General features: G+C 70.5%; 14 protein-coding genes. 9 read left to right on the top strand and 5 right to left on the bottom strand.

The window, feature by feature from the left end; genetic code table 11:
- The 4 genes from QQA02_RS05015 to QQA02_RS05000 form a co-directional block, all read right to left on the bottom strand.
- On the bottom strand, positions 1-1,097 hold a 1,097-nt coding region (locus QQA02_RS05015), incomplete at its 3' end, for a hypothetical protein (RefSeq protein ID WP_284863480.1).
- 1,062 nt (positions 1,098-2,159) lie between these two features.
- Complete coding sequence (locus QQA02_RS05010) at positions 2,160-2,732, bottom strand: DUF981 family protein (protein WP_284863479.1); 573 nt, start codon at positions 2,730-2,732, stop codon at positions 2,160-2,162.
- 80 nt (positions 2,733-2,812) lie between these two features.
- Positions 2,813-2,989, bottom strand: a complete 177-nt coding sequence (locus tag QQA02_RS05005) for a hypothetical protein (protein WP_284863478.1) — start codon at positions 2,987-2,989, stop codon at positions 2,813-2,815.
- 237 nt (positions 2,990-3,226) lie between these two features.
- Complete coding sequence (locus QQA02_RS05000) at positions 3,227-4,213, bottom strand: zinc-binding alcohol dehydrogenase family protein (RefSeq protein ID WP_284863477.1); 987 nt, start codon at positions 4,211-4,213, stop codon at positions 3,227-3,229.
- 32 nt (positions 4,214-4,245) lie between these two features.
- Here QQA02_RS05000 and QQA02_RS04995 point away from each other — a divergent pair, with 32 nt between their 5' ends.
- The 9 genes from QQA02_RS04995 (at position 4,246) to QQA02_RS04955 (ending at position 13,632) form a co-directional block, all read left to right on the top strand.
- Positions 4,246-5,082: a TatD family hydrolase gene (locus tag QQA02_RS04995; protein ID WP_284863476.1), complete on the top strand. Its 837-nt coding sequence runs from the start codon at positions 4,246-4,248 to the stop codon at positions 5,080-5,082.
- A gap of 214 nt (positions 5,083-5,296) precedes the next feature.
- Entirely contained in the window at positions 5,297-6,433 is a 1,137-nt protein-coding gene (locus QQA02_RS04990) for a resuscitation-promoting factor (RefSeq protein WP_284863475.1), read from the top strand.
- A gap of 3 nt (positions 6,434-6,436) precedes the next feature.
- Entirely contained in the window at positions 6,437-7,294 is an 858-nt protein-coding gene (gene rsmA, locus QQA02_RS04985; protein ID WP_284772799.1) for a 16S rRNA (adenine(1518)-N(6)/adenine(1519)-N(6))-dimethyltransferase RsmA, read from the top strand.
- Positions 7,295-7,302: 8 nt separating this feature from the next.
- Positions 7,303-8,196, top strand: coding sequence for a 4-(cytidine 5'-diphospho)-2-C-methyl-D-erythritol kinase (locus QQA02_RS04980; protein WP_284772800.1), 894 nt, complete (start codon positions 7,303-7,305; stop codon positions 8,194-8,196).
- Positions 8,197-8,202: 6 nt separating this feature from the next.
- On the top strand, positions 8,203-10,044 hold the full coding sequence (locus QQA02_RS04975) for an ABC-F family ATP-binding cassette domain-containing protein (protein ID WP_284863474.1): 1,842 nt from the start codon (positions 8,203-8,205) through the stop codon (positions 10,042-10,044).
- Positions 10,045-11,751, top strand: coding sequence for an alpha/beta hydrolase (locus QQA02_RS04970; protein WP_284863473.1), 1,707 nt, complete (start codon positions 10,045-10,047; stop codon positions 11,749-11,751).
- Between the two features lie 19 nt (positions 11,752-11,770).
- On the top strand, positions 11,771-12,094 hold the full coding sequence (locus tag QQA02_RS04965; protein WP_284772805.1) for a putative quinol monooxygenase: 324 nt from the start codon (positions 11,771-11,773) through the stop codon (positions 12,092-12,094).
- Between the two features lie 40 nt (positions 12,095-12,134).
- A complete protein-coding gene (gene ppk2, locus QQA02_RS04960; protein ID WP_284772807.1) occupies positions 12,135-13,043 on the top strand; it encodes a polyphosphate kinase 2 in 909 nt (302 codons plus the stop codon).
- Position 13,044: 1 nt separating this feature from the next.
- Positions 13,045-13,632, top strand: a complete 588-nt coding sequence (locus QQA02_RS04955) for a DUF1648 domain-containing protein (protein WP_284863472.1) — start codon at positions 13,045-13,047, stop codon at positions 13,630-13,632.
- Between the two features lie 16 nt (positions 13,633-13,648).
- Here QQA02_RS04955 and QQA02_RS04950 read toward each other — a convergent pair whose 3' ends face one another.
- Complete coding sequence (locus tag QQA02_RS04950) at positions 13,649-14,455, bottom strand: HAD family hydrolase (protein ID WP_284772810.1); 807 nt, start codon at positions 14,453-14,455, stop codon at positions 13,649-13,651.
- Between the last annotated feature and the right edge of the window lie 68 nt (positions 14,456-14,523).

Raw genomic sequence — 14,523 nt, 5'->3', positions numbered from 1 at the left:
CCCGAACAATCCGCGTGCACACCGGTCAGCCAGGCATTAAGACCCATCGTCGGATCATGCGCGGCGGTCTCCTCCCGCCGGCCTTCGGTGGCGTCCTTGACCGAGGTGATCATCGCCTCCCACCTGGCCTGCGCGGCAGGTGACAACCAGCCGACACCCGGCATCCACATGGGTGCCTTGATCAGATCGCCTGCCTGGTAGACCCATTTGGTCACCGCGATGGTGATGTTGTCCATTAAAAGCCTGTAGAACGCCTCAGTCAGACTGATCCCCTCCGAGAGCACCCTTGTCCGCAGGGCACTGTTGAGGATGCTCGCCTGATCATCAGGCAAGGTCAGGTAGTACTCGGTCAGCCCGGGAATCGAGTCGTTCGACTCGAAGATCCCGGGAACAGGTGCCGGTTTGCCTTCTTCGTCGAAGTCGCGGGGCAGGCGGACCTTAGGGTCGTAGAGGTTGACCAGTTCGTTGATCGTGTCGCTGATCTTCGCCGTCGTCGGAAACGCCTGCCTGGGTGCGGTAGGGGTGAGAAAGTCGGTGATGGCCTCATCGATCCTCGCCAGTATCTCGGGGTCCCCCACGGCCATGACGGCCGCGCCGATGGTGCGAAGAGATGCGACCTCGATGTGGAAGAGCATCTCCTGCAGGGCCTTCAAACGCGGCAGTTTGTCGATGAAGGCACCCAGTGAGGCCACATAGGAGTCTTTGATGGTGTACCGGCTGACAGCGGTACTGGCTGCCATGCGTGTCGAGTAGGAGGTGATGGTCTCATCTCGGCGGGGTTGGTTGTCCATCCAGATCTCGTAGTCCAGCCGGCGCTTGAGCCGGCTTTTCACGGCCACGGGGTCGGTCTGGTCGGTGTTCGAGAAGTAGTTGGGTGGGTTGGTGCCGTCGGCAGGTGGGATGTGGCCGCCGGGGACCTGGTTGTTGCGCCAACGGTTTGCCCGCGTCAGGCGTAGGTCGGCTTCGCGTTGGTCGCGGGCGGTTTGGCGTGCGCGCAGGGTGGTCGTGATCTTCTTGGCGGTGACACGTTGGCACCTGGTGGTCGCCTGGCGGATGATCCTGCGGCGGGCCTGGCGCCGGCCGAGCTTCCTTCTCATGCGGGTGTTCGATGGTGTGTGGTGGCCTTTGGGTCGTCCGCGGTGGTGTCGCATGGTCCTTTCTACCCCCTGGCTATGTGGCGTGTACTGGCACTTTGTGGTGCCTTGTGTGTTCGGGTTTCAGTGTAGCGCAGGGGTGGGACATGGGTAGCCTGTGTGTTCGAACGTGGGCTGTGAGTTTCAGACGAGCCACCGCCTCGTGTCCAAGCTGTGGTGGTCTCGGGTGGGGTTGCAGTAAGTCACTGCATCGCGATCCCCGGTCCGGGGCCCGGGGCGCGAAGGAACCTTGCAGTGAGTCACTGCATCGGGTGACTAACGGTCGCAGGGCGCTGGGGTGGGCGGCCTTGCAGTGGGTTACTGCATCGCCTCATCGGGTTGCTGAGAACCTGACCTCGAGGGCCTTGCAGTGGATTACTGCACCGCCTTCCCGAAGTCGGCTGCTGCGGGGCTGGGTGGGTCTTGCGGTAGGTCACTGCATCGGTGCTGGGCGGGCGACGGATCCTGGGGACTGCCGAGGCTTGCAGTAGGTCACTGCACCGCTACTCAGTGGTTCCTCATGCCGAGGCTTGAAGTAAGTCACTGCGACCCGGGATCGGGGCAGCCGGCCCCTCGGGGCTATCGGGGTTTGCAGCGAGTCACTGCATCGGGTGGCCAACGGTCGGTAGAGCTCTGGGGTAGGCGAGCTTGCAGTGGGTTACTGCATAGCCTCATCGGGGTCATCGAGAACCTGACGTCGAGGGCCTTGCAATGGATCACTGCGCCTACGCCCCGAAGCCGGCATTGGCGGGACCGGATGGGCTTGCAGTAGATCACTGCGGTCGGGGCTGGCACAGGGGAGTGAGAGATAGAGAGGGGCGCCGGGGGATGGGCGCAGCAGATTGCTGCAACGAAGGCGCTCCCGCGCCAACCCGCACCTACCCGCAGCAACTCCACCGACAGTGACCACGGGGACGTCGGCAATTGAATACGGGGAACGGCGCGCCTGGACCGGAAACCACAAGAACAAAAAGTCCCTGAAGATGCGAAAACGCCCTCCCGGGAGGGGGCGTCACGGCGCGACGGCTAGAGCGTCGGGGGCGGGACCGGCTCGTTGAACGGGAACGGGAAGAAGCCCACGTGCCCGTAGAAGAGGGTGAGTCCCAGGAACGTCCACGTCATGCCGATGAACCAGGTGATGCAGATGAAGATGGTGCGTACCTTCTTGTTGGTCAGCGCGAACGGCGAGAGCATCGGCGCGACACCGGTACCGAAGTTCATGGTGAACACGGTCAGCGGCTCAAGCAGGCTGCCCTCGAGCATGCGCGCGATCGGCTCGACTGCCGGCGGACGCCGCTGGCCGAAGTGCAGGCCGGCGATGAGGGGGATGATGCCGTAGAACGCGGCCGGCTCACCGAAGGTCACGTTGTCGACGGCACAGCAGAAGGCGCCGTCGATCTGCTCGAGCGGCCAGGTCAGCGTCATGTGCAGGCCGGTGGCCCCCAGGTAGAGGCCCAGGATGACGAAGGCGTAGCCGAAGCCGGACAGGGTGCGGCCCGTGCGGGCCAGGGCGGTGCGCAGGAAGATCGGCACCAGGATCATGATGACACCGACGACGAGACCCATCGTGGTGTTGTAGGTGATTCCTTGCAGCTCCATGGTGCGTCAGATCCTTTCCGCGAGCAGGGCCTGGCGAATGGAGATCAGGGCGATGGCGCCGGAGCCGCCGGCGACCCAGATCAGTGCGCCGAGGTCTTCGCCGAGTGCGCCGTCGACGGCCACCTAGATGATCGCGCCGACACGGCGCCGAGGGCGATGACGACCAGCGAGAGCTTCGCGCAGAGATCGGCCCACTTGGCCATCTTCGCGTCAATCTCCAACGGTGTCGCGTCGCCGCGAGTGTCACTGGCAGACATACGACTCTTTCTCTGAGAAGTGATGATCAACCCAGTGAGTTGCCAGGCAACTCCAAAGCTAGAGCACCCTTAACCGTGTATGCGTACTGTTTTCTGGGCAACGCCTTACCCCTGGTCAGAAAAGTGTCACCTCCGCAGGTCAGACGTCCTGTGCGACGGGGGTCACGCCCCCGCCGCGCAGGCGTCACACTCCCGTTGCGTCCCCCGCCGGGACCCCCGCCGCGACCCCGCAGAACCTCAGTAGACGAGCGCCACCTTGCCGACGGCGCGCGCGGCCTCCATCAGCTCGTGGCCGCGGCGCACGGTGGCGGCGTCGAGGCCGTGGAGCACCTCTCCGGTGACCGCGCGGATGCGGCCGGTGTCGACGAGGTCGGCCACGCGACGCAGCGCCTCGCCCTGGGCGGCGATGTCGGCCGTGGCGTGCACGGGCCGGGCGAACATGGACTCCCAGCCGACCTGGATCGCCTTCGACTTGAAGGGGGCGATGGTGAAGTCGCGGGGGTCGTCGATGAGCACCAGCTTCGACTGCGCCTTCATCACCTGGGCGAGCTCGGCCTCGCGTGCGTCGGTGCGCGAGGAGAAGACGAAGTTCACCGAATTCTCGCCGAGCTGCTCGACCAGGTCGCGCGAGTGGTCGACGACCCGGTGTGCGCCGAGGCCGCGGACCCAGTCGCGGGAGGCCTCGCGCGAGGCGGTGGCCACGACCTCGAGGCCGGTGAGCGCGCGGGCGAGCTGGATGACCTGGGTGGGCACCCCGCCCGCGCCGCCGAGCACGAGCAGGCGGCCGTGGCTGAGCGTGGAGACGGCGAGCCGGTCGAAGAGCGCCTCCCAGGCGGTCAGGGAGACCAGGGGGAGTGCGGCGGCGTCGGCGTCGGAGAGCGTGGCGGGCGCGTGGGCGATGATGCGCTCGTCGACGGCCTGGAGCTCGGCGTTGGAGCCGGGGCGGTTGTTGGTGCCGGCGTAGAAGACGCGGTCGCCGACGGCGAAGCGGGAGGCCTCGGCGCCGAGCGCGGTGACGGTGCCGACGGCGTCGTAGCCGAGCACGAGCGGTTCCTCGCGCCTGCCGGCGCGCATCCGCATCTTCGTGTCGATGGGGTTGAGCGAGGCGGCGGCCACGCGCACGACCACGTCGTGCGGTCCGGGCGTGGGCTCGGGGATCTCGACGTCGCGGAAGGCGTCCGGGGCGTCGACGGGCAGGGAATCGAATACGGCGACGGCTCTCATGGCGCCAAGGCTAGCCGCTTAGAATCGGGAGCATGTCGAAGAAGAAGCCCAAGCCCACGCCGCTGCCCGCCGAGGCCCTGCCCGGTATCGTCGACGCCCACACGCACCTGGCCAGCTGCGGGGCGCGCACCGGCGCCGAGGTCGACGCCTTCGTCGAACGAGCCGTGGCCGCCGGCGTCGGCAAGATCTGCACCGTCGGCGACGGGCTCGCCGAGGCCGAGGACGCGCTGGTCGCGGCGCAGCACAACCCGCGCGTGTGGGCGGCGTGCGCGATCCACCCCACCCGGGCGCGGGAGCTTGACGACGCCGCGCGTGCCAGGTTGGCGGAGATGGCGCGCGACCCGCGTTGCGTGGCGGTCGGGGAGACGGGCCTGGACACCTACTGGATCCGGCACAAGCCGGAGGAGACCGCGCCGCTGGAGGTGCAGGAGGACGCGCTGCGCTGGCACATCGACCTCGCGGTGGCCACGGGCAAGGCCCTGATGATCCACAACCGGGAGGGCGACGCGGACCTGATGCGCATCCTTGCCGACGCGCCGGAGCCGCGCGAGGTCGTGCTGCACTGCTTCTCCTCGCCGCTGGACGTCGCCCACGAGGCCATCGAGCGCGGCTACGTGCTCAGCTTCGCGGGCAATGTGACCTTTAAGCGCAACGACGAGCTGCGCGCGGCGGCGGCCGCGGCGCCGGCGGGCCAGCTGCTCATCGAGACCGACGCGCCCTTTATGACCCCGGAGCCCTACCGGGGCACGCGCAACGAGCCCGCCTTCGTCGGGCACACGGCCTACTGTGTGGCCGAGGCACGCGGGCAGGAGCCGGCGGAGCTGGCGGCGGAGGTCTCGGCGACCTTCGACCGCGTCTACGGGATCTGAGGCAGCCCAGGGGGGCGGAGGTGCAGGTGAGGTGGCTGTGATTGCTGGGGTGGGTGTCCCTGTGATCCTTGCCACGGGGGTGTGACGCGGCCGGGACGGTGACTGGACACTGCGGGACCGTTACCGTACTGTTACCTACGTTTTACGGGCTCGCGGACGGCGGGCCCGCAGCCGCCACAGACCACACAGACGCAGACAAGGGATGCCGCACCGAATGACCGCACAGCACCAGTCCCCGATCTCCCGGATCAACGCCAGCCGCAGCGTGCCGCTGCGGCTCGCCACCGGTGGCGTGCTCGCCACCCTCGTGGTTGGTGGCGTGGGCGTCGCTGCCGCGCAGAAGAGCGTCACCCTCGACGTCAACGGCGAGGCCATGGAGCTGACCAGCATGTCCGGCGACGTCGCCGGCGTACTCGAGCAGGCCGACATCGAGGTCGGCACGGAGGACCTGGTCTACCCGGCGCCCTCGGAGAAGCTGAGCAACGGTGAGACTGTCACCGTGCGCACCGCCAAGCCGGTCGCCGTGGTCGTCGACGGCCAGGAGCACGAGCTGACCTCCACCGCCGCGACCGTCGAGGACCTGCTGCGTGAGGTCCCGGGCATCCGCCCCGGCTCCTCGGTCTCCGGCGACACCGACGGCAAGGTCACCGAGGGCATGAAGCTCGAGGTCACCAGCCCGAAGATCATCGCCTTCAACGACGGCGGCACCGTCTCCTACCTCTCCACCGCTGGCAAGACCGTCGGCGACGTGCTCGAGGACCGCGGCGTCGAGCTCGGCGAGCACGACCGCGTCCTGCCTGGCGCCGGCGAGGCCGTCACCGCGGGCATGACCGTCAAGATCGACCGCGTCGAGGAGAACGAGGTCACCGGCGACGAGGAGTTCGACGTCCCGGCGAACTACGTCGACGACCCGGAGGCCCCCGAGGGCGAGGAGACCGTCGTCGAGGAGGGCACCCCCGGCAAGCGCACCGTGACCCGCAAGATCATCACCGTCGACGGCCACGAGACCGAGAACATCATCCTCCGCGAGAAGGAGATCGCCCCGGCCACCCCGGCCACGATCAAGCGCGGCACCAAGTCCGACGACGCCCCGGCCGTCGCCGACGGCTCCGTGTGGGACGCCATCGCGCAGTGCGAGTCCGGCGGCAACTGGTCGATCAACACCGGCAACGGCTACCAGGGCGGCCTGCAGTTCAACCAGGGCACCTGGGCGGCCTACGGCGGCACCCAGTACGCGCCGACCGCCGACCAGGCCACCCGCGAGCAGCAGATCGCCATCGCGGAGAAGACCCAGGCCGCGCAGGGCTGGGGCGCCTGGCCCGCCTGCACCGCCAAGCTCGGGCTGCGCTAGCGCGTGCCCGCGCAGTTGCTCGGGCCCGCCGAGATCCGCTCGCTCGCCGAGCGTCTCGACGTGACCCCCACCAAGAAACTCGGCCAGAACTTCGTCGTCGACCCGAACACGGTGCGCCGCATTGTCGCGGCCGCCGACGTGCGTGCGGACGACCACGTCGTCGAGGTCGGCCCCGGGCTGGGCTCGCTGACCCTCGGCCTGCTCGACGCCGCCGCGCGCGTCACCGCCGTCGAGATCGACCCGCGCCTGGCCGCCGAGTTGCCCGCCACCGTCGCCCGGCGCGCGCCCGAGGCAGCCGAGCACCTCGAGGTGCTGAACCGCGACGCGCTGCGCATCGGCGCCGGTGAGCTCGACGCCCCGGACGCGCTGGTGGCCAACCTGCCCTACAACGTCGCCGTGCCGGTGCTGCTGCACATGCTGGCGACCTTCCCGACGATCCGGCGCGTGCTCGTGATGGTCCAGGCGGAGGTCGCCGACCGGCTCGCCGCCGCGCCCGGCTCCCGGATCTACGGCGTGCCCAGCGTCAAGGCCGCCTTCTACGGCGAGGTGCGCCGCGCCGGGGCGATCGGCAAGAACGTCTTCTGGCCGGCGCCCAACGTCGCCTCCGGGCTCGTCGCCGTGACCTGTCATACCCCGGGCGCGGTGGACTGGGAGCCCGACGAGGCCACCCGGGCGCGCGTCTTCCCCCTCGTCGACGCCGCCTTCGCCCAGCGCCGCAAGACCCTGCGCGCGGCACTTTCCGGCCACTTCGGCTCGGCCGCCGCGGCCGAGGAGGCCCTGGTCGCCGCCGGCATCGACCCGCGCCAGCGCGGCGAGAAGCTCGGCGTGGCCGACTTCGTGCGCCTCGCGGGGGTCAAGTGACGTCCGCGGTGAGCGTGCGCGCGCACGCCAAGGTCAACCTCTTCCTCGGGGTGGGGGAGCGGCGCGCCGACGGCTTCCACGAGCTGTCCACCATCTTCCAGGCCGTCTCGCTTCACGACGACGTGACGGTCACCGCCGGGCGTGAGGAGGTCACCGTCGCGGGTCTCGACGCCGAGCGCGTGCCGGCCGACCCGACCAACCTCGCCGCGCGCGCGGCGCGCGCCGTCGTCGAGCGCACCGGGCGCGAGGTGGACCTGGGCGTGCACATCGACAAGGGCATCCCGACCGCCGGCGGCATGGCCGGCGGCTCGGCGGACGCCGCGGGCGCGCTCGTGGCCGCCGACCGGCTGCTGGGCGCGGGGCTCGGCGAGGCCGCGCTGCTCGAGATGGCCGCGCAGCTGGGCTCGGACGTGCCCTTCACCCTGCGCGGCGGCACGGCGCTGGGCACCGGGCGCGGCGAGAAGCTCGTGCCCGTGCTCGCCCGCGGCACCTTCCACTGGGTCTTCGCGGTCTCGGCGCAGGGGCTGTCGACCCCGGAGGTCTTCGCCAAGCTCGACGAGCTGCGCGACGCCGGCAAGCTCCCGGGCCCGCGCACGGACGCCACCGCGGTGCTCTCCGCCGTGGCCGCCGGCGACGCCCGCGCGCTGGCCGAGGCGATGCACAACGACCTCGAGGCCGCGGCCTTCTCGCTGCGCCCGGACCTGCGCCGGATGCGCGAGGCCGCCCGCGGGGCCGGGGCGCTACGCACGATGCTCTCGGGCTCGGGCCCGACGATGGCGTTCCTGTGCGCCTCGGGGACGGACGCGGAGGCCGTGGCCGACGAACTGACCGGCGCGAACCTGTGCCGCGCGGCGTTCGTGGCCGAGGGGCCGCAGCCCGGGGTGGTTGGCCTAGACTGGTGAGCCGTTATGGCGAACCTGATCAACCTGGAGAACGTCTCCCAGTCCTACGGGCTCAAGACCCTGCTCGACGGCGTCAGCCTCGGCGTGCAGACCGGCGACCGCATCGGCGTGGTCGGCCTCAACGGCGGCGGCAAGACCACCCTGCTGGAGATCCTGGCCGGCATCATCGAGCCGGACTCCGGGCGCGTGAGCCACAACCGCGGCCTGGACATGGCCGTGGTGACCCAGCGCGCCGAGCTCGACCCGGAGGCCACCGTCGCCGACGTCGTGCTCGCCCCGCTGGGCGTGGCCACCTTCGAGTGGGCCTCGAACGCGCGGGTGCGCGAGGTCCTCGGCGGGCTCGGCGTGGCCGAGCTCGGTCTGGAGACCCCCGTCGGCTCGCTCTCCGGCGGTGAGCGCCGGCGCGTGAGCCTCGCCGCGGCGCTGGTGCGCGACCTGGACCTGGTGCTGCTCGACGAGCCGACCAACCACCTCGACGTCGAGGGCGTGCAGTGGCTGGCCGACCACCTGCTTGCCCGCCGGATCGCCGTGGTCGTGGTCACCCACGACCGCTGGTTCCTCGACACAGTGGCCAACCACACCTGGGAGGTCCACGACGGTACCGTCGACGTCTACGAGGGCGGCTACAACGACTGGACCTTCGCGCGCGCCGAGCGCGCGCGGCAGGCCGACGCCGCCGAGCAGCGCCGCCGCAACCTGGCCCGCAAGGAGCTGGCCTGGCTGCGCCGCGGCGCGCCGGCGCGCACCTCGAAGCCGCGCTACCGTATCGAGGCCGCCGAGGCGCTCATCGCCGACGTGCCCGCCCCGCGCGACACCGTCGAGCTGACCGCGTTCTCGAGACGCCGGCTGGGCAAGCGCGTCATCGACCTCGAGGACGCCCGCGTGGAGACCCCGGACGGGCGCACGCTGGTCGACGACCTGACCTGGCGGCTGGGCCCGGGCGAGCGCATCGGCCTGGTCGGCGTCAACGGCTCCGGCAAGACGACGCTTTTGCGCGTGCTCGCCGGAGCGTACCCGCTGGCCGCGGGCAAGCGCGTCGAGGGCCAGACGGTGCGGCTGGGCTGGCTGCGCCAGGAGCTCGACGACCTCGACGGCGACCGCCGCCTCATCGACGCCGTCGAGGACGTGGCCACCTACGTGCAGCTGGGCAAGAAGGAGCTCTCGGCCTCGCAGTTGGCTGAGCGACTCGGCTTCTCCGCCAAGCGGCAGCGCACCTTCATCCGCGACCTCTCCGGCGGCGAGCGCCGCCGCCTGCAGCTGACCCGCGTGCTCATGGCCGAGCCGAACGTGCTGCTGCTCGATGAGCCGACCAACGACCTGGACATCGACACCCTCCAGGAGCTCGAGGACCTCCTCGACGGCTGGGCGGGCACGCTCGTCGTCGTCTCCCACGACCGCTACCTCATCGAGCGCATCGCGGACTCGACCTGGGCGCTCTTCGGTGACGGCAAGCTGACCAACCTGCCCGGCGGCATCGACCAGTACCTCGCCGCCCGCCGTGCGGCCGGGGCCGGAACAAACGGCCCGGTGGACCTCTCCGGCGCCGGTGGCGCCGGTGGCGCTGGTGGTGCGGCCCAGCAGGAGGAGCAGGAGAAGCCCGCGCCGAAGCTGAGCGGCAAGGAGTACCACGAGCTGTCCAAGAAGCTCGGCCGCCTCGAGCGCGAGATGACCAAGCACTCCACGCGCATCGAGGAGCTCGAGGCCGAGATGGCGCGGGTGGCCCAGGACCCCGAGGGCCCGGACACCGCGCGGCTGACCGAGCTCGACGGCGAGCTGCGCGCGGTGCGCGAGAAGCACTCGGAGGCCGAGACCGAGTGGCTGGCCACCGCCGAGGAGATGGAGAGCTAGGTGGGCCGGATCTCCCGGCTCTGGTTCAGCTTCCGGCTGGACCCGTGGGGACTCGTCGGCGCGGGCCTGATGTTCATGCTGGGGCTCACGCCCTCGCTGCTGCCGCGCGACTTCTTCTACCAGGGCGTGGTCTCCGGCATCGCCGCGGGCATCGGCTACGTCACCGCCCTCGGCGTGCACCAGGTGTGGCTGCGGTGGATCCACCCGCGCCTGGGCGGCGCCTTCGAGCGCCTTGACCGGCTCTCCGAGCACACCCGCATGCGCCTCGAGGTCGCCGAGACGGTCCTCGTGGTCGCCGTCGTCATCGGCTGGGTGCTCTTCGCCGTGCGCTGGCAGCACGCCATCGCCGAGCTGACCGGTGCGGAGGCCTACTCGGTGTGGACCTTCTTCCTGGTCGTGCCCGTCGGCTTCGCGGTCTTTTTGGCCATGGTCGCCCTCGGCCGGCTGCTGCGCCGCCTGGCGCACGCGATCACCGCGCGGCTGCCGGTCTCCGAACGCGACCGCCGCGGGCTCGGCCGGCGCCTGGTCGGCTGGACGGCCGTGGTGCTGCTGTGCGTCTTCGCCGTCGAACGCGTCATCCCGGGCACGGCGGTGCGCGTCGGCGAGGCCGTCTTCGCCGGCCGCGACGCGGAACCCGAGCCCGGAGTGCACGCCCCGGAGGAACCCGAGCGCTCCGGCTCCCCGGACTCCGAGATCGCCTTCGACACCCTGGGCACCCAGGGCATGAGCTTCGTCGACGGGGGCCTGCGCGCCGGAGAGCTCGAGGACGTCTCCGGGCGTCCCGCCCGCGAGCCGGTGCGCGTCTACGCGGGCCTGCGCAGTGCCGTCGACGTGCGCGAGCGCGCGGGGCTGCTCATCGACGAGCTCGAGCGCACCGGCGCGCGCGACCGCGAGGCGCTGCTGCTGGTGATGACCACGGGCACCGGGTGGGTCAACCCGCACGCCGCGCAGGCCTTCGAGGCGCTCTACGGCGGCGACACCGCCGTCGCCGCGGCGCAGTACTCCTACCTGCCCTCGGCCTTCCACTTCCTCGCCGGCGGCCAGCGCGTCCAGGAGGCCGGCCGCGAGATGATCACGCCCGTCGTCGACTGGTGGAACAGGCTGCCCGAGGACGACCGCCCGCGCCTCTACCTCTACGGCGAGTCGCTGGGCTCCTCGGCGGTCGAGTCCGCCTTCTCCGGCATGCGCGACATCGCCAACTCCGTCGACGGGATCCTCCTGACCGGCCCGCCGAACTTCAACCCGCTGTGGCGCACCTTCGTCGACCGCCGTGACCCGGGCACCCGCGAGGTCGACCCCGAGTACTCCGCCGGCCTCGTCGTCCGCTTCGCCCAGGACGCCGCAGAGGTGGGGGCTTTGAGCGACGACGACGTCGAGTGGGGCCCGACGCGCATGCTCTACATCCAGCATCCCTCCGACCCGGTGGTCTGGTGGTCGCCGCAGCTGCTGTTCACCGAGCCGGACTGGCTCAAGGAACCGGCCGGGGTGGACCGGCTGCCCGGCATGACCTGGTTGCCCGTGGTCACCTTCCTGCAGGTCTCGGCGGACCTGCCGGTCAGCCAGAACGTCCCGCAGGGCCACGGCCACAACTACGGCGACGCCCTCGTCGCCGGCTTCGCCGCCGTCGGCGGGATTGACGACGCCGCGCGCGTCGCCGACGCCGAGCGCACGCTCGGCGCGGTCGTGGACGCGACGTCGTCAAGCTGAAGGGATTAGCATCGGGCCCATGATCCTCATCAACGTCAAGTTCCGTCCGAAGCCCGAGTACGTGGAGAACTTCCGCGAGAAGGTCGCCGACTTCACCGACGCCTCGCGCGCCGAGGAGGGCAACATCTTCTTCGACTGGTTCCGCAACACCGACGACCCGGAGGAGTACATCCTCATCGAGGCCTTCCACGACGACGCCGCCGAGGCGCACGTGGGCAGCGACCACTTCAAGGCCGCCCAGGAGCTGTTCCCGCAGCTCCTGACCCGTACCCCGGAGATCATCAACACCCTGATCGAGGGCAAGACCGAGTGGGACGCGATGGCCGAGTTCAAGGTCGACTGACGTTTCACCCCCTCCGGGCGGGGCGGTAGGGTTATGTGACATGAGCGCACAAGCCACCACCGGCGAGCACGGCACCGTCGACGAGCCCACTGACCCGCCCAAGCTGAACAAGAAGGCCTACGAGAAGGAGCTCAAGCGGCTCCAGGCCGAGCTGGTCGACATGCAGCAGTGGGTCGTCGAGACGGGCGCGCGGCTCGTGATCATCATGGAGGGCCGCGACGCCGCCGGCAAGGGCTCGGCGATCAAGCGCATCACCCAGTACCTCAACCCGCGCACCTGCCGCATCGAGGCGCTGCCCGCCCCGAACTCGCGGGAGAAGGGGCAGTGGTACTTCCAGCGCTACGTCGAGCGCCTGCCCACCGCCGGCGAGATCGTCATCTTCGACCGCTCCTGGTACAACCGCGCCGGCGTCGAGCGCGTGATGGGCTTCTGCACCTCCGAGGAGTACCGCCGCTTCCTGCACCAGGCGCCGATCTTCGAGCGCCTGCTCGTCGAGGACGGCATCATGCTGCGCAAGTACTGGTTCTCCGTCTCCGACGAGGAGCAGATCGCCCGCTTCCGCTCCCGGCGCAACGACCCGCTGCGCCGCTGGAAGCTCTCCCCGATGGACCTGCAGTCCATCACCCGCTGGGAGGACTACTCGCGGGCCAAGGACGAGATGTTCATCCACACCGACATCCCGGCCGCGCCCTGGTACACCGTCGAGAGCGAGGACAAGAAGCGCTCACGCATCAACGTCATCTCGCACCTTTTGTCCACCGTGCCCTACGAGAAGATCGACCGGCCGCTGCCGGAGATCCCCTCGCGGCCCGTCTCCGACAACGACTACGAGCGCCCGCCCCGCAAGGAGTTCCGCTACGTGCCCGACGTGGCCACGAAGCTGGAGAAGGGCAGGGTCAAGTCGGAGAAGTCCGGCAAGAAGAAGGCCAAGAAGCACAAGAAGGACTGACATGGTGCGTGCGGCCGCCGGCTGGCTCGCGGCGACGGCCCTGGTCCTCGTGGCCACCGTCGCCTTCGCCGCCTCCTACTTCGACGCCGTGCCCGATCCCATGCCCGTGCACTGGGGCGCGGACGGCCCCGACGGCTTCCAGGCGAAGACCCTGGCGGGCTTCCTCGGGCTGCACGCCCTGGTCCCGGGGATCCTGTTGGTCGTCCAGGCCGGCTGTGCGGCGGTGATCCGCGTGCGGGGGCGCCAGCACGCGATCGGGTCCTTCATGGCGGGCATGAGCCTGGTGTGCGCGCTCTTCGTGCACGGGCTGACGCGCACCGCCGCCGGAGACGACGCGGCGGTGTGGCAGGTGTTCTCCTCCGTCTGGTTCTTCCTGGCCGGCACGGTGGCGCTGCTCGCCTGGCTGGTCCTCGGCTTCCGGGGCTCCGGGGTGGTCTACTTCGACGGCGACGACGGGCGCGTGCTCGTCGAGAGCTCCGACGGCACCGGGGTGACGCTCAACTTCGCCCGGCCCGCCGCCTGGGGGATCCTGGCCGCGCTGCTCGTGCCCGTGGGCCTGGTCACGCTGCTCGCCGTGCTGGCGGACTAGACGTGGCCCCGGGGCACTAGACGTACCCCTCGAGCACGGTGATCACGCCGTGCTCGGCGTTCGAGGGCGCGATGTGGTCCGCGATCTCCTTGAGTCTCGGGTGCGCGTTCGCCATCGCGTAGGCGGTGCCGGCGGCGCGCAGCAGCTCGTAGTCGTTGAGGTAGTCGCCGAAGGCGACCGTCTCCTCGCGCGGGCAGCCGAGGTAGCCGGCGAGCTCGCGCAGGGCGCGGCCCTTGTCGGCCTCGGGGCTCATCACGTCGATCCAGTGCGCGCCGGAGACCACGACGCTCATCCCGCCGGCGGCCTCGCGCAGCGCGGGCGCGGCGACGGTCTCGGCGTCCTCGGGGGTGAACACCGCGAGCTTGACGACGTCCCCGGCGTCGGCGACCGCGTGCAGGTCGGCGGTGACCTCGACGGAGTGGTAGTACTTGACCACCTCCGGGTCCCCGGCGGCTGCGGGGTCGGTGAGGTAGGCGACCTCGGGGCGGCACACCAGCAGCCACAGCGGGGCGTGGCCGCCTGCGGCGTTGAAGGCCGCGACGGCGTCGATGACGGCGTGCACGGGTTCGGCCGGCATCGCGGTGGTGGAGGTGACCTCGCCGTGGTGGACGACGACGGCGCCGTTCTCCGCGATGTAGCTCATCTGCGCGCCGAGCTCGCCGAACATGTCGGCCAGCGTGCGCAGCTGGCGGCCCGAGGCGGGCGTGAAGACGACGCCCGCGGCGGTGAGGCGGGGATACAGCTCGGCGAAGCCGGCGGGCACGCGCCCGTCCGGGTCGAGGAAGGTTCCGTCCATGTCGACTGCGACGAGGCGGGGTGCCACCGGGTGTCCTCCTGGGGGATCGGGGAAGAATTTCGCTGGGCCGCCCGTGGCAGAAGTGGTGATGTGCG

Origin of the sequence: Corynebacterium sp. MSK006 (assembly GCF_030232385.1) — a bacterium.
In the GTDB taxonomy this organism is placed as follows: Bacteria; Actinomycetota; Actinomycetes; order Mycobacteriales; family Mycobacteriaceae; genus Corynebacterium; species Corynebacterium frankenforstense_A.
Note: the sequence above shows the minus strand (reverse complement) of the source record. Positions and strands in the feature narration are given on the sequence as shown.